Origin of the sequence: Brevundimonas sp., assembly GCF_030682035.1 — a bacterium.
Taxonomy (GTDB): Bacteria; Pseudomonadota; Alphaproteobacteria; order Caulobacterales; family Caulobacteraceae; genus Brevundimonas.
In genome coordinates this window covers 105,976-131,986 of record NZ_JAUXQZ010000037.1, presented here as the reverse complement: position 1 = coordinate 131,986, position 26,011 = coordinate 105,976, and the positions used below count along the sequence as shown (strand labels likewise).

The window sequence follows — 26,011 nt, the reverse complement described above, 5'->3', positions numbered from 1 at the left end:
TGGCCGTGATTAGATAGTGAGGATCGCGCCGGGGGGTGTTTCGGGTAGGAGGAGTTCGGCTTGAACTGGTTGTCCCGCACCGCCTTCCGCGCAACAGGCGTCGTCGTCGCCATGGGCCTTGTGCTGGCGGCGGCCTCGCCCGCCTCGGCCCAGAGCGCGATCCGGGACACCGAAATCGAGGGCATCATCCACGAATGGTCGGACCCGGTGTTCACCGCCATGGGTCTGGAGCCGTCCGAGGTCGAGATACTGCTGATCAACGACAACGACCTGAACGCCTTCGCCACGCGCGGTCGCATCCTGGGCCTCAATACCGGCCTGATCCTGAAGACCCGCACCGCCAACGAACTGCTCGGCGTGGTGGCGCACGAGGCGGGTCACATCAAGAACCGCCACACCCTGCGCGACGGAGCCCAGGGCGCCGGCATGCAGCCCATGCTCATGACCATGGCCCTCGGCGCCCTGGCCATCGCGGCCGGTGCGCCCCAGGCCGGCGCCGTGCTGCTGGGCAACAGCCAGTATTTCGGCACCCTCAGCGCCCTGCGTTACATGACCCATCAGGAAGGCGAAGCCGACAACACCGGCGCCCGCGCCCTGCAGAACGCCGGCGAATCCGGCCGCGGCCTGGTCAGCTTCTTCGAGAATTTCCGCTCACAGGAAGTCTTCTCCGACGCCCGCCGCTTCCCCTATTTCCGCAGCCACCCGCTGTCGTCGGACCGCATCGAGAACCTGCGCCGCTTCGTCGCCGAACAGTCCAATTACGATCATTCAGACAGTCCCGAACGGGTCGCCCAGCACGCCCTGGTCCTGGCCAAAATCCACGCCTTCATGGACACGCCGAACCAGACCCTGCGGGACTATCCCGAAAGCGACATCTCCCTGCCCGGCCGCTATGCCCGCTCCATCGCCTGGTATCGCGACGGCCAGACCGAAAAAGCCCTGACCGCCGTTGACGCCCTTCTGACCGAACAGCCTGAAAACCCATACTTCTGGGAGCTGAAAGGCCAAATCCTGTTCGAAGAGGGGCGGCCCGCTGAGGCCATTGGCGCCCACCAACGCTCGGTGGAGCTCAGGCCAGACGCCCCCCTGCTGCGCATCAACCTGGCCCACGCCATGATTGAGACCCACGACCCTGCCATGCTGGATCAGGCCATCGTCGAGCTGAAGCGGGCCACGGCGCTGGAAGGTGACAACACAATGGGCTGGCGGTTGCTGAGCCAAGCCTATGCCAGTCAAGGCAAGGAGGGCGAGGCGCGTCTGGCCTCGGCCGAAATGTATTTCGCGGCCGGCGCCGAGGTGCAGGCCACCCAGTTCGCCTTGCGCGCCCGCGATATGCTCGAGCCCGGCACGGCCGAATGGACCCGCGCCATGGACATCGTCTTCGCCTCGGGCGCGACCCAGCAAGACATCGACGACGTCGACCGCCGCAACAACCGCCGCGACCGGGGCGGCGTCATTCCCGCCGGCTGAGCCTTCATCGAGAAACTGCATGACCGAAACGCCCGATACACTCCGCGGCGGCTTCCTGACGGGGCCGCGCTTCGGCATGACAGCCTTGGTCGTCTCCATCATGGCCCTCGTGCTGGCTGTCGCCCCCTATGCCACCGGCCGCGACTTCGATGGCCGGGTCCGTTCCTATTTGCTCGAGAACCCGGAAATCCTGCAGGAGGTCAGCCTCAAGCTTGAGCAGAAGGTGCAACAGGGCCAGGTCGTCCAGGCCCGGGTGCATGCGCAGGAAATGACCGCGCGGATCGTGGCGAATCCCTCCCTGCTGAGAATCGACGCGCGGGACCCCTCCTTCGGCCCGGTGGACGCGCGGGTGACGGTGGTCGAGTTCTTCGACTTCCGCTGCCCGGGCTGCAAGTCAACCGCACCCGAGGTTCTGCGTTTGATGCAGGTCCACCCCGATGTCCGCTTCGTCTTCAAGGACTGGCCGATCCTGGACCGCGGGACGGACGACACCTCGCACTACGCGGCCCGCGCAGCCCAGGCCGCCCACCTCCAGGGAAAATACCTGCCGGTGTTCCGGGCCCTGATGGCCGAGCCGGCGCTGACCAAGGCCGCCGTCGACCGCATCCTCGCCGCCAACGGCGTGGCCCTGCCGACGGCCCGGACGGCTATGGCCGGCCCAGAGATCGCTCGACACCTGGCCGACATCCAGATGTCGGCGGCCAACCTCGGTCTTCAGGGCACACCGACCTTCTTCATCAACGGTCGAGCGATGGCCAGCATCCAGCCCGCCGACATCGACCGCGCCATCCGGGTCGCCAAGGCGGGCTGACCCCGACGTCCGCGGCGATCAGCCGATCGCACCGACGCAGCCTTCGTCGCCGCCCACCGGCAGTTTCGTGTCGGTCATCGACAGCGTCCATCCGTGGTGGATCGCCAGCCCCCGCCGCCGGATGCCTCCGCCGTCCCCGGCGTCTCCACCCGCATCAACAATGACCTGCCGGCCGGTGGCCAGAGCCGCTGGATCGATCCGGCCGACGGCCAGCGCGGTGGGCGTGTCGCCGCCGAAACCGTCGAACACGCTGAGCATCGACCATTCGCGGCGCAAACCCGTCCACCAGGCGTTATCGGCGTTGACCGCCAGCACGGCGACGCCGTGACCTTCGGCGGCCCAGGCCAAGGCGGCCTGCGGATCGCGGACGGCGCGCATTTCGGCCGCCGCGCCGAAGCGCAGCCGCGCGCCGTCGAACGCCCGCGTCGGTTCCACCGGCGACCAGACCTGGACCTTGATCCGGCCCTGGCGGGCCAGACCCCAGCCGACGATCTGCCGCCACAGAGATTCGACCGCCTCATGGTTGTCGGGCTGGGCGCGGTCGAGCATGCGCGACAGGACGACCTGTTCGCGGTCGGGACGCAGCTTTATGTGGGGTCCAGCGGGCGCGTCTTTGGCCTGGCCCACGCGCGCGGCGATGGCCAGGCGGCGTTCGAACAGGGTCAGCAGGTCATCGTCGATCTGGTCGATCTCATGACGCAGGGCGGACAGAGCCATGTGCTCGGACGAGATGTCGGTTGCGGCGGGCCAGACTTGCTGGAGAGTGGTCTTGGTGCAGGAAGGGGACACGGAAATGGCTTTCGATTTCGATGGACGGCAAAGGGATTTTGCGAGCCGCCGCCCCGTCTCGGGGCGGTCGCCGGCGAGGCCGTCAGGACGATGCCCCTGACGCCTCAGCCGGCGTATCGAAAGCCGTAGAAATACAGGTCCGCGGCCGCGAAAACGCGGGCGAATGCAGTCGCAGCGGTGGCTTGCGAACGGACCATGCGACCCAAAGGGCGCACGGATCGTGCGGCGTCAACCCGTACTGGCGCTCAACAGGACAAAACGCGTGCGGTTGTCTTCGGAATCCTGGATGTCGTTGCGTAAAATCGACAGAAGGTAGACTTCGGCCGCGCGGGCCGGGGCCACGGCGGCGCGGCTGAGGTCGCCGGCCTCCGCCACCGCCCGCGCGGCGCCGGCGGTGTCAAAGGCCTCGACAGGCGTGATCCCGAGAGCGGCCAGCGAGTCCGGACATTGGCGCAGGGCGACCGGATGGCTCTCCGCGGTCTTCACCGTCCGCAGGTTCGCGCCGTGCGGAGCCATCAGGGCCAAGCGGATGGGCCGCCAGACCTCGGACACCACGGTCAGGTTCGCCGCCTCGACCAGTGTGGCCGCCGGCTCGACCCGGCCGATGGTGGTGTTTTCAACCGGGATCAGAGCGCAGCCGACGTCGCCGGATTTCAGGGCGGCTATGGCGGCTTCGAAGGAGTCATAGGCGACAGCTTCGTCCCATGGCCTGAGATCGGTGACGGCCTCGTGGCTGAAGGCCCCCGGTGCGCCCTGATAGGCGCAACGCCCGCCGCCGTCCTCCAATTCCTGGCCGTCGCCCGGGGGTCTGCCGACGTTCTCCATCTCAGGCCGCTTCCGATTGAGCGCGCCGTCCGGCCTTCAGCCGTTCGGCGACAAGAAAAGCCAGCTCCAACGCCTGGTCGGCGTTGAGACGCGGGTCGCAATGGGTGTGGTAGCGGCTGGACAGGTCGTCCTCCGTCAGGGCCTGCGCGCCTCCCAGACATTCGGTGACGTTCTGGCCCGTCATCTCCAGATGGACGCCGCCGGGGTGTACGCCCTCGGCCTCCGCCACATCAATGAAGCCCCTCACCTCTCCGAGGACGCGTTCGAACGGCCGGGTCTTGTAGCCGTTGCCGGCCTTGAGTGTATTGCCGTGCATCGGGTCGATCGACCAGACCACGCGTTTGCCCTCGGCCTTCACCGCCTTCATCAGGCGCGGCAGGCGGTCGTGCACCTTGTCGACGCCGAAGCGGCCGATCAGGGTCAGCCGGCCCGGCGTATTGTCGGGGTTAAGCACGTCAATCAGGGCCAGCAGATCGTCGGGCTCCATCGCCGGTCCGCATTTCAGGCCGATCGGATTGCGGATGCCCCGCGCGAACTCGACATGGGCGCCGTCCAGCTGGCGCGTCCGCTCGCCGATCCAGACCATGTGGGCCGAGGTGTCGAACCATTCGCCGGTGGCGCCGTCCAGCCGCGTCAGGGCGCTTTCGAGGTTCAGCAGCAGGGCCTCGTGGCTGGTGAAGACCTCGACCCTGCTCAGGTCCGGATGGCTCTCGGGTGTGACGCCGACAGCCTCCATGAAGGCGAGAGCCTCGGTGATCTTGTCGGCCAGGTCGCGGTATTTGGCGCCGTAGGCGCTGTCCGCCGCGAACCCCATGGTCCAGCGGTGGATGTTGTACAGGTCGGCGTAGCCGCCGCCGGCGAAGGCGCGCAGCAGGTTCAGGGTCGAGGCCGACTGGTTGTAGGCGCGCAGCAGCCGCTGCGGGTCAGGCAGCCGCTCCTCCGGCGTGAAGGCCATGCCGTTGATGATGTCGCCGCGATAGCTGGGCAGGGTTACGTCGCCGATGGTCTCCAGCGACGACGAGCGCGGCTTGGCGAACTGGCCGGCGATGCGGCCGACCTTCACCACCGGCTTACGGCCGGCGAAGGTCAGGACCACCGCCATCTGCAGGATCAGACGGAAGGTGTCGCGGATGTTGTCGGTCGAGAACTCCTTGAAGCTCTCGGCGCAGTCGCCGCCCTGCAGCAGGAAGGCGTTTCCGGCTTCGACCTGGGCGAGCTTGGCGGTCAGATTGCGGGCCTCGCCGGCGAAGACCAGCGGCGGAAGGGCGCGTAGCTCGTCCTCGACGCGTCCGAGGGCGGCCATGTCCGGATAGTCCGTCGGCATCTGCACAACGGGCTTTTGTCTCCAGCTATCGGGGGTCCAGCGCATACTCATGCCGGCAAGATAGGCGGATGACCGCCTCGGGACAATGAACGCGGTGTCGCGTCTGTCAGCCCGCCGACATATTTCCGGGCTGTTGCTTGTCCTTCAGGGTCACCAGTTCCTCCGCCATGGTCGGGTGGACGGCGCAGGTGGCGTCCCATTGCGCCTTGGTCAGACCGGCCTTCACGGCGATGGCGGCCAGCTGGATCATCTCGGGCGCCTCGGGGCCGACGATGTGGACCCCGACCACCTTCTGGCTCTGGCCGTCGACCACCAGCTTCATCAGCATCCGCTCGTCCGAGCCGGCGAAGGCGTATTTCATCGGCCGGAACCGGGTCAGATAGACGTCGACCTCGCCGGGGCAGCTGTGCCGCGCCGCACTCTCGGTCAGACCTACCGTGCCGACCGGCGGCTGGCTGAACACCGCACTGGCGACGGCCTCGTAGTCGAACGCCTGCGGCTTGTCGCGATAGACCGTCTCGTGGAAGGCCACAGCCTCGCGGATCGCCACGGGGGTCAGATTCATCCGGTCGGTGACGTCGCCGATGGCCCAGATGTTTTCCGCCGTGGTCTTCGACAGCGCATCGACCTTGATCGCTCCATCGTCATTCAGTTCGACCCCTGCAGTCTCCAGCCCCAGCGCCTTGACGTGCGGCACGCGGCCGGTGGCGAACATGACGACGTCGGCCTCGATCTTCATCCCGTTCCCCAGCACGCTGAGCAGACCGGTGTCCGTCTTCTCGATGGCCTCGTGTTGGCAGCCCAGGATGACCGTTATCCCCCGCTTCTCGATCTCGCCGGCGAGGTGCGCCCTCACGTCGTCGTCGAAACCGCGCAGGATGTTGGGGCCGCGGTAGATCAGGGTGGTCTCGACGCCGAGGCCGGCGAAGATGCCGGCGAACTCCACCGCGATATAGCCGCCGCCGGCGATCAGGATGCGTTTGGGCAGTTCCGGCAGGTGGAAGGCTTCCTCGGAGGTGATGGCGTGCTCGACTCCCGGCAGGCCCTCGGGAACCCAGGGCCGGCCGCCGGTGGCGATCAGGATGCGCTCGGCGGTGAGGGTCTGGTCTTCCGCCCCCTCCTTGTTCAGGACGGCGACGGTGTGGGCGTCCTTCAGCACGGCCCGGCCATGGATCAGATCCACGCCCGCCTTGCCCAGATTGGCGACGTAGATGCCCGACAGGCGGGCGATCTCGACGTCCTTGGTCTGGAGGAAGGTCGGCCAGTCGAAGGAGGCGTCGACGGTCCAGCCATAACCCTCCGCCGTATGGAACTGGTGGGCGAAGTCGCTGGCCATGACCATGAATTTCTTGGGCACGCAGCCGCGTATGACGCAGGTGCCGCCGACCCGGTGCTCCTCGGCGATGGCCACGCGCTTGCCGCCGAGGGCGGTCAGTCGCGCCGCCCGGACCCCGCCCGAACCGGCGCCGATGACGAAGAGGTCGTAGTCGTAGGTGGTCATCCGCGGCTCCGCGAGATCAGACCGGAAACGCAGTCCGAACCGTCAAAAGGGTCTGAAGAGTTCGATCCCGCGGCTTGGCCGTGTGGGGTGGAGCGGAATTAGGCGCCCTGTCTGGCCACGACAACCCGCAATCTCCAACCCCTTGAGTCAGAAGTCCCGCGTGACGCCGAACTCCATGCGCTCGCGCGAATATCTGCCCAGCACGACATTTGACGACGATCGACTCGCGCTCAGCTGTATGAACGGGAAAACGTTGCGAAACGCCCAGTCCCGTTTGGACAGGCGCAGACTTATCCCGATCTCGCGGTCATCACGGCGGACGCCGAAGAACGTTGACGGGCGATCGAAGGTGCGTTTTCGGGCGAAGACCTGGGCGAAAAGCAGGGTCGATACCGGCAGGGCGAACAGGCGGCCCGCAGCGACCTGTTGTTCCTTGAAGTCGGCCTCAGGTCCGTTCAGGTCGCGCACATCCGCTGCGGCGCTGACCCGCCACAGGGAGCTTGGGCCGAGGAAATGCGTTCGACTGACGGCGCCGCCATAGGCGCCGCCGCTCTGCGCGTCGCTCAGCTGGTTGTCGATGGCGTCGTAGTGCAGAGAGCCGTCCCAGCGCGTCTGCGCGTTCGAATAGGCCTGGGCCTCGGCCCGCACGCCGGTCCATCGCTCGAAATCCGCATGGGCGAAATCAATGTCGCGATGGGTGACCGAAAGTGACGCCAGTGCGTCGCGCGCCGTCTCCATCTCGATCCCGGCGTCCAGCGCCCACTGGCTCTGGTCGAAGGCCGCTCCTGACGCTTCCACAACGGTCAGGGCAGCGCCCGTAACGACGGCATAGCGCTCTGTCAGCGGCCACCGCCGCTGGACATTCGCCGACACTGAGGCCGCGACCCCGGAGCGCCGCCGCGCCTCGTCCGAAAGGACGAACGGCAGACCGTAGATCTCCACATTCGTCGCACTGGTGGCATTGTTCAGATTGCTGTCAGGCGCAACCGAAGCGCTGACCGAAACGCTCAGCATCCGGCGTTCTGCAAGCGCATCGAGACGGGCGCGAATGATCCGGCGGCGTGTGTCGTCCAGACTGCCCGCCAGCGCCAGGCGATATGCCAGGGTCGCCGAACGGTCGCGGCCACCGGCGAAATGGATTTCCGCCACCTGGAAGCGCGCCAGGGCGTCCACCGGATCCCGCGCCAGGTGCCCCTCAAGCAGCGCGATGGCTTCCGAGGTGCGGGCCAGCCGGGCGAGGAGTTCGGCTCGCAACCGCACGCCGGCGGCCGTCGCGGCGATGTCCGGCCGCGCATCGATCAGCGCAAGCGCCGCAGGATAGTCTCCGGACCGAATCGCCCCCACCAGGGCCTGGCTGAAGCCCTGGTCGCCGGCGAACGGCGGCGGTTCGGCCTGCTGCTGTATCGGGCCGGCCTGGGCCGGCAAAGCGCGCGCGAAGAAGAGGCCCGCCACGATCAAGCCAAGTGGCCAGGCCGACAGGGAGCGTATCATCACCGCGTCTTCAGACCGCCCGCGCCGATCATGCCCCTGAACTCAGCCCTTCCCGGGTGCGGCATGGCGGAGCCCAGCCGCCGGAGGCGAGGTGCGAAATAGCGATTACCGGGCAAGAAAACATACACTTACGCAACATCGGATACTCCCTTGCGTTTCGGGCCGCTCGGATATTTCGGCAGAGCAAAAAGGGACGGCGGCCATGCTCGCCGCCGCCATCGACGTCAGGAGTCGTCACCTATTCTCTCTTGAGGCCGCCAACCCCGACCAGCCGCCCGCCTCCGGCAGCCGCGCCTAGCGAATAGGACAGACCGGCCTCGACCGGCGCCCCGCCGGGCTCACCGTAGAACCTTCCGTCGACCGATCCGGTCATGGATGGGCTGGAGGCGGTTCCGTTGAAGGCGGCGCCGGCGATGTTGGCGGTAAAGTTGAAATTAAGGCCGGCCGGCGTCGTGGCCGCGGCACCGTTGGAATCAATCATCCTGAGGTTGGTGGTCGAGCCCGTGATCTGTCCCGTGCCGAAATTGGCGTTCATGGTGATGTCGCTGGCGGTCTGGTAGGAGACGCCAGCGGCGGTCAGATACGTTCCCCGCGTTCCGCCCGCGTAACGGGCCGAGCCGGTGGTGGGCATAACGGGCGACGGCGTGGGGTCACCAACCGCGAAATACGTCTGAACGCCGTTCGAGACGCCATTCGAAACCCGCCCGAGCTGAACGTAGTCCAGCCCTCCCTGGAGGACATTGGTGATGTCGAAAAGGGTCAGCGTCGTGCCGTCGCTTCCGGGGATGATATTGCCGAAAATATCAGTGTCGGTGCTGGTGTTCGTGCCGGTGCGGATACGTCCCAGGCCGTCACTGCTTTCGGCAAAATTCACGTAGCGCCTGTTCATCAGGGTGGCGCCGGCCGCGCTCCAGAAAACATAGCTGTCATCGTCAACACGGGAGCGTTCGCCGCGCTCGATCAGGACCGCCTCGTAGCCTATGCCCCCGATCGATCCATTGGTGCTTATGATCGCCATCGGGCCGTTGGCGTCGACCCGCATCGACTGGCACGACAGCGCCCCCGGCGTGGCCGTGCAGTTGGAGGCGTAGGGCGTGGGAGGCGGCGGGGGCGGCGGGGGCGTCACGACGCCGCCGCCTCCGCCTCCGTCGCCGCCTCCAGCACAGGCGGACGCCATAAACGCTGCGGCGGTTACCGCACACGAAATCATACACTTACGCAACATAGCATACCCCTCCACGTTGCAGGTAGCCGGGATTTTCTAGCCTGGCAAGAGCGCCCGATGGAAAATATCGCCCTATGGCGTCAACACTGTTGCCCCGCCGTCCGTGCCGATGATCGCCTCATCCGCCAGATCGAGGAACAGGCCGTGCTCGACCACGCCGGTGATCAGTTTGAGGTCGTCGGCCAGCCGGACCGGGTCGTGGATGGCGGCGCATTTCGCGTCATAGATCAGATTGCCGCCGTCGGTCCGCACCAACCCGGCATATTTGTCGCCTATGCTCGCGACGCGGTCGCTCGCGGCTTGAGGCAGGGCCGTCCGCACCCGCGCCGGCATGGCGATGTCGTGGTCGGCCAGGACGTCGGCGATGCGGTTGGCGGTGGTCTTGTGGCCGAAGGCGACGACCTCAATGGGCAGGGCGAAGGCGCCCAGCAGCGGCACCACCTTGGCGGCATCGGCGATAACGAGGCAGCGGGCCGAGGCCTCCCACACCAGTTTCTCGCGCAGCAGGGCCGCTCCGCCGCCCTTGATCAGGGCCAGGCCCGGCCCGACCTCATCGGCGCCGTCGACGGTCAGGTCGATGCGGGGGGTGTCCTCCAGCGTCGACAGGGTCAGGCCCAGGTTGCGGGCCAGCTCGGCCGTGGCCTCGGAGGTCGGGACGCAGCGCAGGCCGGTCAGGTTGCGGGCGGCGAGCGCCTTGACGAACCAGGCCGCGGTCGAGCCGGTGCCGAGGCCCACGACCATGCCCGCCTCGACGCGGAGGGCGGCGGCTTCGCCGGCTGATCGCTTCTGGAAATCAGCGGACATGGGTGGGCTCGCAAACAAAGCCCTTCCCCTCGACGGGGAAGGGTTGGGATGGGGTGGAAGCCGGCTGTCGAAAGAGAGGCGCCGATGGGTCCGGACGGTTCGACGACGCCTTGCGCACTACAAACGGCGAGATCGAGCGACCACCCCCAACCCCAACCCATCCCCCCTCGAGGGGGAAGAGAGTCGAAAGACGGCCCGCGTTCATGTCTTCGCCGCCTTCTTCGCCCGCATCGTCTCCATGAACCGCGTCGCCCAGCCCGTCCTGGCCGTCTGCTCGCCCCGTCCCAGCGCCAGATCGCCCGGCGCCACATCCCTGGTGATCACCGACCCCGACCCCACCATCGCCCCGGCCCCGATGGTCACCGGCGCCACCAGCGAACTGTTCGAGCCGACGAAGGCCCCCTCACCTATCGTGGTGCGGTGTTTGAAGAAGCCGTCGTAGTTACAGAAGATCGTCCCCGCCCCGATGTTGGCCTTCGCCCCCACCTCGCCATCGCCGAGATAGGACAGGTGGTTGGCCTTGGCGCCCTTGCCCAGGCGGACGTTCTTGACCTCGACGAAATTGCCGACCTTGGCGCCCTCGCCCAGGTCCGCACCCGGGCGCAGTCGCGCATAGGGACCGACCTCGGCGCCGGCGGCGACCGTCGCGCCCTCGATATGGCTGAAGCTGCGGATGCGGGCGCCGCCGGCGATCTTCGCTCCGGGACCGAAGACGACATAGGGTTCGATCATCGTCCCGCCACCCACCTCGGTGTCGAACGAGAAATGCACTGTCTCAGGCGCCGGCATGGTCACCCCGGCAGCCAGGAAGGCCTCGCGCTGGACCGTCTGGAACAGGGTCTCGGCCACGGCCAGTTCGGCCTGGGCGTTGACCCCCATGACCGCGTCCTCGCCGGCGAAGACCGCGCGGGTCGGTTCGCCGCGCCGTCGGGCCAGTTCAACCACGTCGGTCAAATAGTATTCGCCCTCGGCGTTGTCGTTGCGGACCTCGGCCAGCAGTTCGAACAACAGGGCCGAAGGCGCGGCCATGACGCCGGAATTGCAGGCCGTCAGCGCCAGCACCTCCGCCGACGCCTCCTTGGCTTCGGTAATGGCCGCGAGCGTGTCTCCGTCCATCACCAGCCGTCCGTACGCGCCCGGGTCTCGCGCCTCAAAGCCGATGACCGTAACGCCATGCATCGATGCGAACACGGGCTCGATGTCGGCGGCCTTCAACAGCGGCACGTCGCCGTAGGTGATGACCACCTGACCCGTGAACCCCGCCAAGGCCGCCTCGGCGCAGCGCACGGCATGGCCGGTGCCGATGGGCGGGTTCTGCACCGCGATCGCCGCCTCGCCCAGCCGCTTGACCACATGGGCGCGGACCTCGGGTGAATGATCGCCCACCACCACGATGATCCGCTCGCAGCCCAACGCCTCGGCCGCGTCGATGGCGTGGTCCAGCATGGCGCGGCCCCCGACGGGGTGCAGCACCTTGGGCAGCGGCGACTTCATCCGCGTGCCCTGGCCGGCGGCGAGAATGATGGCGGCCCTCCTTTGCGCAGGATGGGGCGTGGGAGTACTGGTCATGAATCGGTCCGGCGGTTAGTCGTCGCCAGCGGTCTAGCCCATCCCGGCGGACTGGGGGAGATGTCGATGCGCACACGCGATCTGGAGGGCTGGACCATCGCCTTCGACCTGGACGGCACGCTGGTGGATTCCGCCCCTGACCTGATCGGCACGTTGAACCGGATGCTGGCCCCGCGCGGTTATCCGCCCGTACCCCTGTCTTCGGCTCGCCATCTGGTCGGGCACGGTGTGCGCCCGCTTCTCCGCCACGGTTTCGCAGAGGCCGGCGCCGTCTGGGACGAGACTGCCGAGCCCGAACTGTTCGACCTGTTCCTCGACGACTATGTCACCCACATCGCCGACGACAGTCGCACCTTCGACGGCGTGGTCGAGACTCTGGATCACCTGTCGGCGCGCGGCGCTCTCCTGTGCGTGGCCACCAACAAGCGCACCGATCTGGCCAGGGCGCTGATCGACGCCCTCGGTCTCACGCGTCATTTCGTGGTGATCGCCGGTCCTGATCGGGTCAGCGCCCGCAAGCCGGACGGCGCCCATGTCCGCGAGGCGGTTCAATTGGCGGGCGGCGATCCGGCCCGGGCCGTGATGGTCGGCGACGCCACCACCGACACCGGCAGCGCCCGCGCCGCGGGCGTGCCCTGCGTGGTGGCCGGCTTCGGCTACAACGACGCCCCCCTCGCTGAACTGGGTGGCGACATCGTGATCGACCGCTTCTCCGACCTGATCGCGGCGGTGGAGACCCTGCATCGGGCGGCGACGGCGGCGGTGGAGGCCGCCGCCATCTGACGGCTTGCCAGTACCGGGCGACCGGGCTATGTCCCCGCCTCCTGAATCGGCCGGATGCGTAGCTCAGCGGGAGAGCACCTCGTTCACACCGAGGGGGTCACAGGTTCAATCCCTGTCGCATCCACCATTTTTTCTGTTGAAAAACATCTGTTTATCAGAACGCTACGATCTCTATACGGATTGTTTTTCTGCCAAGGCGAGTTACTGGGGCAGTCGCCGCTCAACAATGCCGCTCGAAACGAGACAAAGCGCCGTGAAAAGCATTGATCGGAGCGGAGACCGGGCCTGATTCGACCCCGCTCGGCTGCGGCCTTTTGCAGGGCGTTTCATCCAGACCGGTCTCCCAGCCTCAATCCATAGCGACCCGTCATCGAAGGAGCCGCCATGGCGTCGATCCCGGACCATCCCAACGACGCCGGAACGTGGACGCGCCTGGAGGGTCGGGAGGGGTTCGCCCGGTGGCGTCGCGAGCGTCAATCCCCTGGCGTCTGTGACGATATACTATGTCGTCGCGCCTCCGCGGCAGAGCGAGATCCTCTACGACGAGGCCAAGACCCGGGGCCGATTTGACGAACTCGCCGGCGCCTCCGACGTGGATCCTGTCATCCCAGCCAAAGGCGGGAGAGGCCAGGGCGCGGTTTGAAGAAGAGGCGCGGCGTGTCGCTTCGGCGCCGGTCCCGCCAAATGCGGACAAGCGGAAGGACCGCTAGAGCACGACGACTTTCACGTCCTTGATGCGCCAGTCGATCGCTGGATCGGGGGATTGGCGTCGCCGAACGCGCCGGTCCGCTTGTCAGCCCACGATCGTCATTTATTCAGGCGGCGCTTCGAACCTTGCTGGCCGCAGCGACGACCGCGCGGTCTCGGCCCTGGGTCTTGGCGCGGAGCAAGGCGGCGTCGGCGGTCTGGACCAGCCGGTCCGCAGAGCAGTGCGCCGGCGCGGTGGCGATGCCCGCTGAAGCGCGTACGTCACCCAGAGCGGTCCCCTCATGGACCAGCCGCAATCCCGCGATCCGCGTGCGGATCTCCTCTGCCCTGGCGGTTGCGTGCTCCGCATCGACGCCCGGCAGGAGGAGCAGGAACTCTTCGCCGCCATAGCGGAAGACGAGCTCCTTCTCGCGCACGGCGCCGCGCAGCACCGAACCGACCTCGCGCAAGACGGCGTCCCCGGCGTCGTGCCCGAAACTGTCGTTGAAGCGCTTGAAGTGATCGACATCGAGCATCACGCAGCTGATCGGCTGTCCATTGCGCTCGGCCAGGGCGATCGCGTGTTCGAGTGTCGCGTCGAGCTGGCGGCGATTGGAAAGGCCAGTCAGCGCGTCGTCCATCGCCATTGCACGAAGTTGATCGCGCAGACGGAGGTTGGCGAGAGCGAGTCCAATATTCTCCGCCAGTATGGTGAGATAGGTGTCTGGCGTCGCTGCAACATCCTCGAGATCCGGACGGGGCTCGAAATAGAGCAGGCCGAAGATCTCACCATGCGCCGTGAGCGGCAGACAGACCGTGTCGGCAAGCTGGCCCACCGCCAGATCGAGATGACCGCACGGAACATCCACCGACTGACCGGCGGGACGATGGGGCAGGCCGCGACGCAGGGCCCAGCAGGAGGTGGGTGGAAACTCATCCTGGGATTGGCTCGGGCTCAACCAGTCGCAGGACGCGACAATCGCGTTGCGTGACGAATCCAGCAGGTAGAGTCGACCCGCGAGGTCGGACGCGATCTCCGGCACGAAGCGCCGGACGATCTCCTTGAGGTCATGCAGCGTATCGCAGCCCTGCATCCGCTGCGTCATGCGCGAAAGCAGATCCCGCAGTCGGCGGTCGGCGTCGCGCTCCTCCTCGAGCCGCTGTCGGGCGAGTCCGTTCTCGCGGAACACGCGGATCGCCTGCGCCATGTCGCCGATCTCGTCTATGTGGCCGAGATACGGCGGCGGTATCGTATAGTCTTGGGCCGCAAGGCGGTTGACGACGTCGCTCAGTCGTACAACCGGCTTGAGCACGCGCTGTCTGAATATGAAGAAGAGGACGCACAGGAAGAGGACGCCGGTGATGGCGAGCGCGATCTCGGAAATGGTTTTCCAAAGGCTCGCGGCCCGCGTCGCGGCAGCGACCTGTCCCTCTGTCCGTTGATCGAGCTGGTACTGGAAACGCTCGACCATGCCTTTGGCCCGATCCATCTCCCGCTCATATTCCGCGCCGAACAGGATCGCACGCGCCCTCGACTCATCGCCGCGAGCGTGCGCCGCTAGCGCCTCACGCTGCTCGTCGAGCAGTGTGTCGGCCCAACGCATCGCACCCGCCAGCGCGGCGAGCTCGCCAGGACCCGCGCCGGCATCTCCGAGGCGGCGGATCCTCGCTTCCACTGATCCCAGCATGGCTGCGTCCCGCTGGTGGAGAATGCGATAGGTCGGATCGCCAGTCTGGAGATACTGGCGTGCGTGGTCGGTGAGCGCGAAGATTTCGCCCTCGAGCCGCTCCGTCGCCTGATCGAGACGATAGCGCTGTTCGACCGAGGCCCGTTCGCGGTCCTGCGCGTTCGAGGCGAGAATCATCGTGGCGCCCGAGGCGACCGTAAGGACGACCGTCGCCCCATACGCCCAATTTGTGATCGTCGCGAGCCGCATGCCGCAGACGTATCAGACGGACACGTCCCAAAACGTTAACATCGGCCTCTGGCCCAGCGAGGGGAAAGAGGCCTCGCCGATGACTTTTTGTGAGGTCTGAGGCGGCGCCGGAAAATCGGACAGGCGGCCAAGGTGGGTTCGACCTTTTTGAAGGACGGACTTTATGCGCTGCACCCGGTTTCGTGGACACCAAGATAAGGTGTTTTGGAGTGCTGAAAAATTAATACCCGTTATTTCAAATATTTGGCGGGTTTTGCACAGTCCTGAAATGCCCTGAAATTGCCTTCGAGGCCCTTCACACCGAGGGGGTCAAAGGTTCAATCCCTGTCGCATCCACCATTCTTTCCCTGCCGTCAGCGGCCGTTCGCGGCGACCTCGTGCACCGGCAGGCGCACGATCACGTCATCGACCTGCACGCCGCCCCGGTCGACGACCAGGTTCTGGTAGTTGCGCTGGCCGTCCTGGGTCTCGGATTCGACGCTCTCGACCTGCTCCCGGAACTGGCGGCGTAGATAGGTGGCCAGTTCGCCGGCGGTCACCAGCCGGTCGCCGTCTCCGTCGGCCTCACCGCCCATGCCGACGCGCAGGAAGTGGGACAGATACCCCCCGGCCTGGAATTTGTCGGCCACGGCGCTGGTCAGGTCCTCTTCCGAGCTGAACAGCCCCATAACCCCCGGCCGATCCACGACGTTGCGGGCGAAGCCGCCCGAATAGCAGGAATCGAGCACCAGCAGCGACAGCCGGGTACGCAGGGTTCCGAACAGCTCGGCCATGTCGCTGTCGCTGATCTCGCCGTCGCGCAGCACGATGGACTCGGACCTGCCGTCCGGCTCCAGCCCGCTGACCCGCGTATCCGACTGGTCGCCGTGGCCCGAGAAAAAGAACAGGAAGGTGTCCTCCGGACCCGCCTGGGCCGCGACCCGGGCGAAGGCGCGGCGCACCCCGGCGACCGTGGCCTCGGCGTTGGTCAGCACGACGCTGGCGGCATTCAGCGAGCCGTCCGTGCTCAAGGTCTCGGCCAGTTTGCGGGCGTCGTCGTCGGTGAAATCGAGATTGTTCTGGGCCCCGCCGTAGTCCGACACCCCGACCATGACCGCGAACACGCGCGCTCCTCCTTGCACCGAGGCCTGCCGCGGCGAGCCCTGGCTGGGGATGACGCTGAAGCGGTATGAGCCGGTCTCGCCGGGGGCGTAGGAGGTGACCATGACCTCGTATTCCCCATCCTCGGCCAGGACGGTGTCGAGCCGGCTGTCATGAGTGCCGTCGCGGGCGTCGTCATTGTCCTGCTGATCGCCGCCCGGCGTGGTGAGGATGGTGTAGGCGTCAAAGGCCGAGGACGTCAGCTCCACCGCCACCCGCTGCCCGCGACGGCCGGTGAAGCGGAAGTGGTCGACATATTCGCCCGACTCCAGGGTGTCGTCGCCCGCGTCCAGCGAACCGCTGACGGCCTGGCCGATGGTGATCTGGCCGTTGGCCGAGGCGCGCTCCGAGGGACGCACGGCAGGCGGGGCGGGCGTCGCGGCCCCTGTGCCGTCCAGCACCGCCAGACGGTACCCGCCCTGCTCGCCTGAGGCGTAGCTGGTCGCGGTGATGCGGTAGTCCCCGTCAGCCGGCAGGGTGACGACCAGCCGGCTGTCGCGCCCGTCTGTTACCGCCGGATCGTCATCGTTGAAGGCCGAGAATTCATCGGGGCCGCTGATGGCCACATAGGGGTCGAAGGCCGTCGAGGTCAGTCGCAGGTCCAGGGTCTGTCCGCGCCGCCCGCGCAATACATAGCTGTTGATGTATTCGCCGCTGTCCAACTGACGGTCGCCGGCCCCAAGTCGTCCTTCAAGCGTCTGGCCCATGCGAACGGGGCGATCAGACGCCGTCTCCGCGGCGGACGATGCGACGGGTCTCGCCGCCGCTCCACCCAGGGTAAGGGTGTAGGCTCCCGTCTCTCCGGGCTCGTAGCTGGTCGCCGATACCTCGACGAGGCCGTCGGCCGGGGCTGTGAAGCGCACCCGGCTGTCGCGCGAGCCGCGCGCGGCCGGATCGTCGTCGTTGTCCTCGCTCAGTCCGCCTGGACCGCGAACGATCAGATAGGGATCGAAGGCCGAGGACGAGAGATTCAGCTCATAGGTCTGGCCCCGTCGGACAGGGAACGTCCAGCTGTCTGCGTATTCTCCGCTCTGCAGGGTGTCGTCGCCCTGCGCCAGTCGGCCGCCAACGGGGCGTCCGCTGGTCAGGGAGCCTGCGCCCTGCGTCAGAGCCTGTTGCGGGGACGGCCGGGCGCCGGCCGGAGCTTGCGGCGGAGTCAGCGCCTGGGCGCTGGCGGCGCCGGCCAGGGAGATGAGCGTCAGCGCGGTGGTGGCGGCAAGCACGATCTTCAGCATTAGGTCCCCCGAAACCCACTCTGCTCTCAAAACGACGGTCTGTCAGCGGTCGTCGCGCCGATGTCTGAAATCGTCAGGCCGTCGCCTCGTCGGAGGAATTCGAGTTCGACGCCTGACGGAGGACCGTCAGACCGGCGTCGCGCTGGCGTCGCCGACCAAATACCAGCCGCCGGGCGGCAGCATGTTGGCGAGAAAGGACGGGCGGTGTCCGCGCAGCACGACCCGGAGAGCCCGCCCGCCGGCCTGATCGACAATCTCATACTTCGCCTGATAGGCTGGCGCATCCGGCCACTGACGCATCTGGACCGCGACGAAGGCGGCGGCGCGCATTCGGGCGGCGGCGGCGTCTGTGGTGGGGTCCAGGGCCTCGGCGCCTGCCACGGCGGCGCCGTCGGCGATGGTTTGAAGCCGGTCCTGCGAGCGCGTGACAGTCAGAAGGTCGATTCCGCCGACCGCCAGCAGGAAGACAGCCGGGCCGACGAAGGCGAATTTCAGCGCGACCGATCCTTCCGACGCGCGCACGAACCGTTCAATCCCCCTCATGGCGCTGCCATCAGGACGGGGGAGGCCCGGTTCGGGGTGAATACAGAGCGGTTCACAACATTTTCCAGTGGGGCCGAACACGGCCCGCAGGTGCGTTGAACGAAACCCAAGTCTACAGCAGGAGCCTTAATCGACCGTTTCAGCGATCGCGGTTCGCCATCCTATAGCTCCTCGACCACCACGCCTTTGTCAGACAGATATTTCGTGCCGATATAGGCCGTCGCCAGCCACAGGGCCGACCACAGGGTCCAGGCCACCGTGGCGGACTCCAGGCTGATATCTACGTCCTGAGCTGTCCTGAACTGGCTGATCGCGCCGACCGCGGCGGCGGCGGCGGCGGACGCCAGCACCACGATCCGCGACCACGGCTGCGCCACAAGCAGGGCGATCCCGCCGATCGTCAGCAGGACGGCCGAAATCACCCACGGCAACTCCTGCCGGTTCAGGCCGAAGGCGGCGTTGAACAGGGCGTAGATCAGAAGCGTTGAGCCAGCGGCGCGAAGCACGAACATGGTGGAAGCCTGTTTGAACCCGGCCAGTATCCCCCCGCAGGCTCTCTAATTGGTAAAGCCGGCATCCGTCCCTTGAGGAGCGCAGCCTCAATTTCGCGGCTTTCACCATTCCGCCGTTATTTCCCATCATACGCCGCCGTCCGCCGCCTTCCGCGCCGACCGTTCGCGCGCTGAATCGTGCTATTGGACCGCCCCATGCCTTTCCCCGCCAGTCATCCCGCGCTTGACCGCGCCCTTTCCGATCGTGGCTATGCCGAACCCACGCCGGTGCAATCCGCCGTGCTGGAGGCCGAACAGGGCCGCGATCTGCTGGTCTCCGCCCAGACCGGATCGGGCAAGACCGTCGCCTTCGGCCTGGCCCTGGCGCCCACCCTGCTGGGCGAAGCGGAGAAATTCGCCGAGTTCGGCGCACCGGTGGCCCTCGTCATCGCTCCCACGCGCGAACTGGCGCTGCAGGTCTCGACCGAGCTGCAATGGCTGTATGCCCAGACCGGCGCGCGCATCGTGTCGTGCGTCGGCGGCATGGATCCCAAGGTCGAGCGCCAGGCGCTGAATCGCGGCTGCCACATCGTCGTCGGCACCCCGGGCCGGTTGCGCGACCACGTCGAGCGCGGATCGCTGGACCTGTCGACGCTGCAGGCCGTGGTGCTGGATGAAGCCGACGAAATGCTGGACATGGGCTTCCAGGAAGATCTGACCTTCATCCTCGACGCCGCCCCGGCCGAGCGCCGCACCTTGATGTTCTCGGCCACCCTGGCGCGCGACATCGTGCAATTGGCCAAGACCTATCAGCAGGACGCGCTGCGGATCGACACGGTCGTCGGCGCCGGTTCGCACGCCGATATCGAATACAAGGCCATCCGCGTCGCCCCGAATGAGGTCGAACTCGCGGTCGTCAATGTCCTCCGATACTTCGAGGCCCCCGGCGCCCTTGTGTTCGCCAACACCCGGGAGCGGGTGAAACACCTGACCTCGTCCCTGCGCGAACGCGGCTTCTCTGTGGTCGGCCTGTCGGGCGAACTGACCCAGAGCCAGCGGTCGGAAGCGCTGCAGGCCCTGCGCGACGGCCACGCACGCGTCTGCGTCGCCACCGACGTCGCCGCCCGCGGCCTCGACCTGCCCGATCTGGGGCTGGTCATCCACGCCGAGATCCCGGTCAACAAGGCCGGCCTGCTGCACCGTTCGGGCCGTACCGGCCGCGCCGGCAAGAAGGGCGTCTCGGTCCTGCTGGTCAGCTACACGCGCCGTCGCAAGGTGGAGCTGATGCTGCAATCGGCCTCGATCAAGGCCGAATGGAGCGGCCCGCCTTCGGCCGAGATGATCCTCGCCAATGACCATGTCCGCATGCTGGCCGATCCGGTGTTGATTGCGCCGGTCGAGGACGAGGCGGTTCTGGCGCTGGGCAAGCAGCTGCTGGAAAAGAGCTCGCCCGAGCAGATCGCCGCCGCCCTGATCCGCCTCTACCAGCAGAAGCTGCCGGCCCCTGAAGACGTCTACGACGACGACCGGATGAAGCGTCAGCAGGAGACGGGCAAGAACGACAAGGGCCAACTCGACGTGCCCTATACGGACTTCGCCCGCGGCGGAGACATGACCTGGTACCGGATCAATATCGGCCGCGACAAGAACGCCGATCCGAAATGGCTGATGCCGACCATCTGCCGCCTTGGTCACGTGACCAAGCGCGATATCGGCTCGATCAAGATATTCGAGCGCGAGACCAAGTTCGAGATCACCCACGAGATGAAGGCCAAATTCGAGGCCGCCATCGCACTCGGCCTTGAGGACGGCGTCAAGATCGACCCGGCGGTCAAGCCGGGCCCGTCCGAGAAGCCCGTCAGCCGCTGGGACAAGAAGCCCGCGGGCGACCATCCGACCGGCGACCGCCCCGAGCGCAAGCCGTGGGCGAAACGGGAAGAAGGCGGCGACAAGCCGGCCTGGAAGTCGCGCGAGGATCGTCCCGAGGGCGCGAAGAAGCCTTGGGTCAAGCGCGACGACGCGGCGCCCGCCGCTGAAGGCAAAAAGCCCTGGGTCAAGCGCGAAGAGACCGGCGACAAGCCTGCCTGGAAGTCCCGGGAGGAGCGTCCGCAGGCTGACAAGAAGCCGTGGGTCAAGCGGGACGACGCGGCGGCTGCCGCCGCCGAGGGCAAGAAGCCCTGGGTCAAACGCACGCCGAACGATCCGACGCCGGAAGGCAAAAAGCCGTGGGTGAAGAAGCCGCCTGTAGAAGGCAAGACGCCGTGGACGCCGCGTTCCGATGCAGCACCGGCCCCGGCCGGTGCCGGCGACAAGCCGTGGAAAGGCAAACCCAAGGGCGGCGACCGTCCGTGGGGAGCCAAGGACGCGCGCGGCAAGCCCGCGACCGCCAGGCCGCCGTACAAGGCCAAGGGGCCTCGCTAGCCCCTGCCCTTCGCCCCGGCGCGGCGAAGGATTGATCGCGCCCTGTAACCGTTTACGGTGGCCGCAAAACAAGAAGCTGCGGGCAGGAAACACATGGCGGATGTCCGGCTGACCGGGGTGACCAAGAGCTTCGGGACCACCGAGGTGCTGAAGAGCGTAGATCTCGAGATCGCCGACGGCGAGTTCGTGGTCTTCGTCGGCCCGTCGGGCTGCGGCAAGTCCACGCTGCTCAGGACCATCGCGGGTCTGGAAGAGGCGACCGGCGGGGACATCGCCATCGGCGGGAAGCTGGTCAACGACCTCGGCCCGTCCGACCGGGGCATAGCCATGGTGTTCCAGTCCTACGCCCTGTATCCGCATATGAGCGTCTACGAGAACATGGCGTTCGGCCTGAAACTGGCCAAGGCGGACAAGGCCGAGATCGACCGCCGGGTGCGCGGCGCGGCCGAGACGCTGAACATCACCGACTATCTGGACCGCAAGCCCAAGGCCCTGTCCGGCGGCCAGCGTCAGCGCGTCGCCATCGGCCGGGCCATCGTGCGCGAACCGCAGGTCTTCCTGTTCGACGAACCCCTGTCCAACCTCGACGCCGCGCTGCGGGTGCGGATGCGCTACGAGTTCGCCAGCCTGCACGAGCGGCTGAAGACGACCATGGTCTATGTCACCCACGACCAGGTCGAGGCCATGACGCTGGCCGACCGGATCGTGGTGCTGAACGCGGGGCGGATCGAACAGGTCGGCAAGCCGATGGAGCTGTACGAACGGCCCCGCAACCTGTTCGTGGCCGAGTTCATCGGCAGTCCGAAGATGAACCTGTTGCCCGCCGAGATCGTCACGGCGACGGCCAAGGGGGCGACAGTGCGGACGGCGGCGGGCGAGACGCTGACGATCGCGGTCGACGCCGACCGCGCCAGGGTCGGAGACAAGGTCACCGTTGGCGTGCGGCCCGAGCATCTGACGCTCGCGGGCGAGGGCGACGTGGTTTCGGCCAAGGTCGTCTTCGTCGAAACCCTGGGCCATGCGACCTATGCCTATCTGACGGCGGGCGATGAGCCGGTGACGGTGCTGTTGCCCGGCGACGTGCGGCCCTCGGCCGGTGAGACGCTGAGCCTCAAGGTTCCGGCGGATCAGGCGCATCTGTTCGACGCCGACGGCGCGGCCTTCATCCGCCTGTAGAGCGGGGCGCGTGTTGCATCGCACAAGCGGGTCGCCATAGATGGCGGGATGCCCGCACCGGCCACGCTGACGATCGACCTGAACGCGCTTGCCGCCAATTTCCACACGCTGGAAACCGCCGGCGGCGCGCCCGTGCATCCGGTGGTCAAGGCCGACGGGTATGGGCTGGGCGCCGCCGCCTGCGCCGAACGGTTGATGGCCGAAGGCGCACATACCTTCTTTGTCGCGCGGACCAGCGAGGGCGAGCGGTTGCGCGCGGCGCTGGGAGGCGACGCGGCGATCTATGTGTTGGATGGATGTTTGACGGGACGGGCGACGCGATTGCGGGCGGCGGGGCTGAGGCCGGTGCTGAACACCGGCGCGCAGCTGGTCGAATGGCGCGGGGCCGGCGGTGGCGCGTGCGGCCTGCAAATCGACACCGGGATGAACCGGCTGGGGTTCCGCGTCGATGACGCGCCGGACGCCTTCGAGGGACTGGAACTGGTGTTGAGCCATCTGGCCTGCGCCGACGATCCGGCCGAGCCGATGAACGCGCGCCAGCGGGATGCCTTCGCGGCAGCGGCGGCGCGGTACCCAGGGACGGTGCGGTCGTTCGCCAACTCGGGCGGCGCCTTCCTGGGACCAGACTATGCGTTCGACGCCCTGCGGCCGGGCATTTGCCTTTACGGCGGCGGGCCAGAGGGGCGGCCCGACGACCGCATCCGACCGGTGGCGACGCTGGCGGCCGAGGTGCTGCAGGTGCGCGAGGTTCCGGGCGGTGAGAGCGTCGGCTATTCGCGCGGCTTCGTGGCGAGCGGTCCGACCCGGATCGCGACCTGCGCCACGGGCTATGCGGACGGGGTCTTGCGGTCCTACAGCCCGAAGGGTCTGGTCTGCGTCGCCGGTCAGCTGCGGCCGATCGTGGGGCGGGTGTCGATGGACGTCTGCGCCGTAGATGTCACCGGGCTTGAGGTCGCGGTCGGCGATACGGTCGAACTGTTCGGCCCGAACCGGATGCTGGACGACGCGGCGGACGCGGCCGGAACCATCGCCTATGAGCTTTTGACGTCGGTCAGCGCACGGGCGCCCCGGGTCTATATCAGCTAGCTGGCTCAGCGCGCGTCCCGGACCACCGCCCCGCCCTTGATGACCACGGGCACCGTCTCCAGCATCCGCACATCGGCCAACGGATCGCCCGACACCGCGATCAGGTCGCCGTAGCGGCCGACGGCGATGGCCCCGACATCGCGTTCGCGGCCCAGCGCCAGACCCGCGTTCCAGGTGGCCGCGCGGATCGCCTCGGCGGGGGTCATGCCGTATTCGACCATGACCGCGAACTGTCTGGCGTTCTGGCCATGCGGATAGATGGCGGCGTCGGTGCCGAACACCATCCGCGCCCCGGCGCGGTGGGCGGCGCGGAAATTGTCGCGCTGCAGCTGGCCGATCTCCCGGTCCTTGCGCAGATTGTCCTCGGTGACCCCGAACTCGGTGCCCGTCGCCTGGGTGAAGTCGGTGTTGTAGATGTCCATCGACAGCCAGGTCCCGTGCTGGACCGCCAGACGGATGCCCTCGGCGTCGATCAGCGAGGCGTGTTCGATGGTGTCGATGCCGGCGCGGATGGCGTCGGCGATGCCCGCCGCGCCGTGGGCATGGGCCGCGACCCTGAGGCCCCACATATGCGCCTCGTCGGCGACGGCGGTCAGTTCAGCCAGAGTCATCTGCTGCTGGCCCGGCTCGGTGTTGCGCGAGAAGACGCCGCCGGTGGCGCAGACCTTGATCACCTGGGCGCCGTATTTGCGCACCTCGCGTACGGCGTGGCGGGCAGCCTCGACGCCGTCGGTGTTGAACGGATTGGCCTGGGCCAGGGAGCGCGGCATGCCGGTGATGTCGCAGTGGCCGCCGGTGGCGCCGAACGAGGCGCCGGCCGGGATGACCCGGGGTCCCTCGACGAAGCCCCCGTCGATGGCCTGACGCAGGGCGACGTCGGCGAAGTCCGGTCCGCCCAGATTCCGCACCGTGGTGAAGCCGGCCATCAGATTGGCCCGCGCGTGGGGAACCTGCAGCACGGCGCCGAAGTCGTCGGCGTAGTCCAGTTCATTCCAGCCTGAGACATAGGGCGTCGAAGCCAGATGGACGTGCATGTCGATCAGACCCGGCAACAGGGTCAGGCCCGGCAGGTCGAGTCGTCGCGCGTCCGCAGGCAGGTCGGCGGGCACGGCGGTCCCGACCGCGGTGATCCGGCCATCAGTGACCACGACGACGGGATTGTCGACATAGCGGCCGCGCTCGACATCCACCATCCGGGCGGCGGTGATGACCAGGGTGTCGGCGAGGGCAGGCCCGGAAAGACCCAATGTCAGCGCCAGCGCGGCGACGGCCGCCGCGGCCAAACGGTTCAGCATGGTGATCTCCCCTGTAAAGGCGAAACTCGCACGGGCCGATGGCCCGGGCAACCGGAAGGCCTACCCGCCCCGGCCGCCGTGTTTGGCGTATTCCAGCCGGGCCACCGTCCGGTTGTGGACCTCGTCGGGGCCGTCGGCGATGCGCAGGGTGCGGACCATGGCGTACATTTCGGCCAGCGGCGTATCGGCCGAGACGCCGGCGGCGCCGAAGGCCTGGATGGCGTCGTCGATGATCTGAAGGGCCATGCGGGGCGCGGCGACCTTGATCTGGGCAATCTCTGACCTGGCGTTCCTGGCGCCGGCCTCGTCCATCAGCCAGGCGGCCTTGAGCACCAGCAGGCGGCACATCTCGATATTGGTGCGGGCCTCCCCGATGCGCTGTTCCCAGACCGAATGCTCCGCCAGGGGCTTCTTGAACGCGGTCCTCGACAGCAGGCGTTGGACCATCAGCTCCAGCGACCGTTCGGCGACGCCGATGACTCGCATACAGTGGTGGATGCGGCCGGGGCCGAGGCGGCCCTGGGCGATCTCGAAGCCCCTGCCCTCGCCGGCGATCAGGTTCTCGACCGGCACACGGACATTCTCGAGCACGACCTCGGCATGACCGATCGGGCGTTCGTCATAGCCGAACACCGACAACATCCGCTCGACCCGGAAACCGGGCGTGTTGGTGGGGATAATGATTTGCGACTGCTGGGCGTGGGTGGCGGCGTCGGGGTCGGTCTTCCCCATGACGATGGTCACGGCGACGTTCGGGTGGGCCATATTGGTCGACCACCATTTGCGACCGTTGATCACATAGTGGTCGCCGTCGCGCACGATCCGGGTCTGGATGTTGGTGGCGTCGGACGAGGCCACCTCGGGCTCGGTCATCAGGAAGGCCGAGCGGATCTCGCCGGCCATCAGGGGTTTGAGCCATTTCGTCTGCTGGGCCGCGTTCCCGTACATATGGAGCACTTCCATATTGCCGGTGTCCGGGGCGTTGCAGTTGAACACCTCGGCCGACCACAGGTGGCGGCCCATGAGCTCGGCCAGCGGGGCGTATTCGAGGTTGGTCAGACCCGCGCCCCCATTTTCGTGATTGGGATCGCCGGGCAGGAACATGTTCCACAGGCCGGCCGCGCGCGCCTTCGCCTTCATCTCCTCCATGGCGGGAGGCTGGCGGGTGTGATCCTCGCGGACCTGCGTCCGATACTCCTCCTCACGCGGCAGGACGTGGTCGTCGAGGAAGCGTTTCACCCGCTCCTGCCAGTGCAGGGCCCTGTCGCTGTGCCGGAATTCCATGGTCGTGCTCCTTTTCCCTGTCTTTCATGGGGAGGGACGATTGGCGAAGCCAATCCGGGTGGGGTTGTGTGAAGCTTCCGCCTATGGAGCCGTGGCCTGAACTTCCCCACCCTGTCGTCGCTTC

Annotated in this window: 20 protein-coding genes and 1 tRNA gene; 7 read left to right on the top strand and 14 right to left on the bottom strand. The window is 67.3% G+C overall.

Annotation, left to right across the window (positions count from 1 at the left end; all coding sequences use genetic code 11):
* Positions 1 to 60: 60 nt before the first annotated feature.
* Entirely contained in the window at positions 61 to 1,470 is a 1,410-nt protein-coding gene (locus Q8K49_RS10710; protein WP_305305957.1) for a M48 family metalloprotease, read from the top strand.
* A gap of 19 nt (positions 1,471 to 1,489) precedes the next feature.
* Positions 1,490 to 2,281 (top strand): thioredoxin domain-containing protein, encoded by a 792-nt coding sequence (locus tag Q8K49_RS10705; protein ID WP_305305955.1) that lies wholly within the window; start codon positions 1,490 to 1,492, stop codon positions 2,279 to 2,281.
* 18 nt (positions 2,282 to 2,299) lie between these two features.
* Here Q8K49_RS10705 and Q8K49_RS10700 read toward each other — a convergent pair whose 3' ends face one another.
* The 8 genes from Q8K49_RS10700 to glmU all read right to left on the bottom strand — a co-directional run bounded on the left by Q8K49_RS10700 (position 2,300) and on the right by glmU (position 11,809).
* Complete coding sequence (locus Q8K49_RS10700; protein WP_305305953.1) at positions 2,300 to 3,070, bottom strand: chorismate mutase; 771 nt, start codon at positions 3,068 to 3,070, stop codon at positions 2,300 to 2,302.
* Between the two features lie 228 nt (positions 3,071 to 3,298).
* A complete protein-coding gene (locus tag Q8K49_RS10695; RefSeq protein WP_305305952.1) occupies positions 3,299 to 3,895 on the bottom strand; it encodes a prephenate dehydratase domain-containing protein in 597 nt (198 codons plus the stop codon).
* 1 nt (position 3,896) lies between these two features.
* Entirely contained in the window at positions 3,897 to 5,270 is a 1,374-nt protein-coding gene (locus Q8K49_RS10690) for a class II 3-deoxy-7-phosphoheptulonate synthase (protein WP_305305950.1), read from the bottom strand.
* 55 nt (positions 5,271 to 5,325) lie between these two features.
* Positions 5,326 to 6,720: a glutathione-disulfide reductase gene (gene gor, locus Q8K49_RS10685; protein WP_305305948.1), complete on the bottom strand. Its 1,395-nt coding sequence runs from the start codon at positions 6,718 to 6,720 to the stop codon at positions 5,326 to 5,328.
* 147 nt (positions 6,721 to 6,867) lie between these two features.
* Positions 6,868 to 8,211 carry a surface lipoprotein assembly modifier gene (locus Q8K49_RS10680; protein WP_305305947.1) on the bottom strand — a complete coding sequence of 448 codons (1,344 nt, stop codon included), beginning with the start codon at positions 8,209 to 8,211 and terminating at the stop codon, positions 6,868 to 6,870.
* A 238-nt stretch (positions 8,212 to 8,449) separates the two neighbouring features.
* Positions 8,450 to 9,253, bottom strand: coding sequence for a transferrin-binding protein-like solute binding protein (locus Q8K49_RS10675; protein WP_305305945.1), 804 nt, complete (start codon positions 9,251 to 9,253; stop codon positions 8,450 to 8,452).
* Between the two features lie 255 nt (positions 9,254 to 9,508).
* Complete coding sequence (gene rpiA / locus Q8K49_RS10670; protein ID WP_305305944.1) at positions 9,509 to 10,240, bottom strand: ribose-5-phosphate isomerase RpiA; 732 nt, start codon at positions 10,238 to 10,240, stop codon at positions 9,509 to 9,511.
* 201 nt (positions 10,241 to 10,441) lie between these two features.
* On the bottom strand, positions 10,442 to 11,809 hold the full coding sequence (gene glmU / locus Q8K49_RS10665) for a bifunctional UDP-N-acetylglucosamine diphosphorylase/glucosamine-1-phosphate N-acetyltransferase GlmU (RefSeq protein WP_305305942.1): 1,368 nt from the start codon (positions 11,807 to 11,809) through the stop codon (positions 10,442 to 10,444).
* A 66-nt stretch (positions 11,810 to 11,875) separates the two neighbouring features.
* On the opposite strand from glmU, the gene Q8K49_RS10660 reads away from it, so the two are divergent.
* Together Q8K49_RS10660 and Q8K49_RS10655 are read left to right on the top strand one after the other, a co-directional pair.
* Positions 11,876 to 12,592, top strand: coding sequence for an HAD-IA family hydrolase (locus tag Q8K49_RS10660; RefSeq protein WP_305305940.1), 717 nt, complete (start codon positions 11,876 to 11,878; stop codon positions 12,590 to 12,592).
* 52 nt (positions 12,593 to 12,644) lie between these two features.
* Positions 12,645 to 12,719 (top strand) — tRNA-Val (locus tag Q8K49_RS10655).
* Positions 12,720 to 13,407: 688 nt separating this feature from the next.
* Here the strand turns inward: Q8K49_RS10655 and Q8K49_RS10650 are convergent.
* From Q8K49_RS10650 to Q8K49_RS10635, 4 genes are all read right to left on the bottom strand, one after another.
* Positions 13,408 to 15,216 carry a diguanylate cyclase gene (locus Q8K49_RS10650; RefSeq protein ID WP_305305938.1) on the bottom strand — a complete coding sequence of 603 codons (1,809 nt, stop codon included), beginning with the start codon at positions 15,214 to 15,216 and terminating at the stop codon, positions 13,408 to 13,410.
* Between the two features lie 353 nt (positions 15,217 to 15,569).
* Positions 15,570 to 17,591, bottom strand: a complete 2,022-nt coding sequence (locus Q8K49_RS10645; RefSeq protein ID WP_305305936.1) for a caspase family protein — start codon at positions 17,589 to 17,591, stop codon at positions 15,570 to 15,572.
* Between the two features lie 126 nt (positions 17,592 to 17,717).
* Complete coding sequence (locus Q8K49_RS10640; protein WP_305305934.1) at positions 17,718 to 18,134, bottom strand: pilus assembly protein TadG-related protein; 417 nt, start codon at positions 18,132 to 18,134, stop codon at positions 17,718 to 17,720.
* Between the two features lie 161 nt (positions 18,135 to 18,295).
* Positions 18,296 to 18,646: a hypothetical protein gene (locus tag Q8K49_RS10635; protein WP_305305932.1), complete on the bottom strand. Its 351-nt coding sequence runs from the start codon at positions 18,644 to 18,646 to the stop codon at positions 18,296 to 18,298.
* Positions 18,647 to 18,841: 195 nt separating this feature from the next.
* On the opposite strand from Q8K49_RS10635, the gene Q8K49_RS10630 reads away from it, so the two are divergent.
* The 3 genes from Q8K49_RS10630 to alr all read left to right on the top strand — a co-directional run bounded on the left by Q8K49_RS10630 (position 18,842) and on the right by alr (position 23,308).
* Entirely contained in the window at positions 18,842 to 21,046 is a 2,205-nt protein-coding gene (locus tag Q8K49_RS10630; protein ID WP_305305930.1) for a DEAD/DEAH box helicase, read from the top strand.
* Positions 21,047 to 21,139: 93 nt separating this feature from the next.
* Positions 21,140 to 22,222: an ABC transporter ATP-binding protein gene (locus tag Q8K49_RS10625; RefSeq protein ID WP_305305928.1), complete on the top strand. Its 1,083-nt coding sequence runs from the start codon at positions 21,140 to 21,142 to the stop codon at positions 22,220 to 22,222.
* A 48-nt stretch (positions 22,223 to 22,270) separates the two neighbouring features.
* Positions 22,271 to 23,308: an alanine racemase gene (alr, locus tag Q8K49_RS10620; protein WP_305305927.1), complete on the top strand. Its 1,038-nt coding sequence runs from the start codon at positions 22,271 to 22,273 to the stop codon at positions 23,306 to 23,308.
* A 5-nt stretch (positions 23,309 to 23,313) separates the two neighbouring features.
* On the opposite strand, the gene Q8K49_RS10615 is transcribed toward alr, so the two are convergent.
* Together Q8K49_RS10615 and Q8K49_RS10610 are read right to left on the bottom strand one after the other, a co-directional pair.
* Positions 23,314 to 24,603, bottom strand: coding sequence for an amidohydrolase family protein (locus Q8K49_RS10615; RefSeq protein WP_305305925.1), 1,290 nt, complete (start codon positions 24,601 to 24,603; stop codon positions 23,314 to 23,316).
* Between the two features lie 60 nt (positions 24,604 to 24,663).
* Positions 24,664 to 25,887 carry an acyl-CoA dehydrogenase family protein gene (locus Q8K49_RS10610; RefSeq protein WP_305305924.1) on the bottom strand — a complete coding sequence of 408 codons (1,224 nt, stop codon included), beginning with the start codon at positions 25,885 to 25,887 and terminating at the stop codon, positions 24,664 to 24,666.
* Between the last annotated feature and the right edge of the window lie 124 nt (positions 25,888 to 26,011).

Coding starts and splice junctions, on each gene's coding strand:
- Q8K49_RS10635 (WP_305305932.1), bottom strand. CDS start 18,646: ATGTTCGTGCTTCGCGCCGCTGGCTCAACGCTTCTGATCTACGCCCTG.
- Q8K49_RS10695 (WP_305305952.1), bottom strand. CDS start 3,895: ATGGAGAACGTCGGCAGACCCCCGGGCGACGGCCAGGAATTGGAGGAC.
- Q8K49_RS10705 (WP_305305955.1), top strand. CDS start 1,490: ATGACCGAAACGCCCGATACACTCCGCGGCGGCTTCCTGACGGGGCCG.
- Q8K49_RS10640 (WP_305305934.1), bottom strand. CDS start 18,134: ATGAGGGGGATTGAACGGTTCGTGCGCGCGTCGGAAGGATCGGTCGCG.
- glmU (WP_305305942.1), bottom strand. CDS start 11,809: ATGACCAGTACTCCCACGCCCCATCCTGCGCAAAGGAGGGCCGCCATC.
- Q8K49_RS10615 (WP_305305925.1), bottom strand. CDS start 24,603: ATGCTGAACCGTTTGGCCGCGGCGGCCGTCGCCGCGCTGGCGCTGACA.
- Q8K49_RS10680 (WP_305305947.1), bottom strand. CDS start 8,211: ATGATACGCTCCCTGTCGGCCTGGCCACTTGGCTTGATCGTGGCGGGC.
- Q8K49_RS10650 (WP_305305938.1), bottom strand. CDS start 15,216: ATGCGGCTCGCGACGATCACAAATTGGGCGTATGGGGCGACGGTCGTC.
- alr (WP_305305927.1), top strand. CDS start 22,271: ATGCCCGCACCGGCCACGCTGACGATCGACCTGAACGCGCTTGCCGCC.
- Q8K49_RS10610 (WP_305305924.1), bottom strand. CDS start 25,887: ATGGAATTCCGGCACAGCGACAGGGCCCTGCACTGGCAGGAGCGGGTG.
- Q8K49_RS10625 (WP_305305928.1), top strand. CDS start 21,140: ATGGCGGATGTCCGGCTGACCGGGGTGACCAAGAGCTTCGGGACCACC.
- Q8K49_RS10645 (WP_305305936.1), bottom strand. CDS start 17,591: ATGCTGAAGATCGTGCTTGCCGCCACCACCGCGCTGACGCTCATCTCC.
- Q8K49_RS10660 (WP_305305940.1), top strand. CDS start 11,876: ATGCGCACACGCGATCTGGAGGGCTGGACCATCGCCTTCGACCTGGAC.
- Q8K49_RS10675 (WP_305305945.1), bottom strand. CDS start 9,253: ATGCGGGTCGACGCCAACGGCCCGATGGCGATCATAAGCACCAATGGA.
- rpiA (WP_305305944.1), bottom strand. CDS start 10,240: ATGTCCGCTGATTTCCAGAAGCGATCAGCCGGCGAAGCCGCCGCCCTC.
- Q8K49_RS10630 (WP_305305930.1), top strand. CDS start 18,842: ATGCCTTTCCCCGCCAGTCATCCCGCGCTTGACCGCGCCCTTTCCGAT.
- gor (WP_305305948.1), bottom strand. CDS start 6,720: ATGACCACCTACGACTACGACCTCTTCGTCATCGGCGCCGGTTCGGGC.
- Q8K49_RS10690 (WP_305305950.1), bottom strand. CDS start 5,270: ATGAGTATGCGCTGGACCCCCGATAGCTGGAGACAAAAGCCCGTTGTG.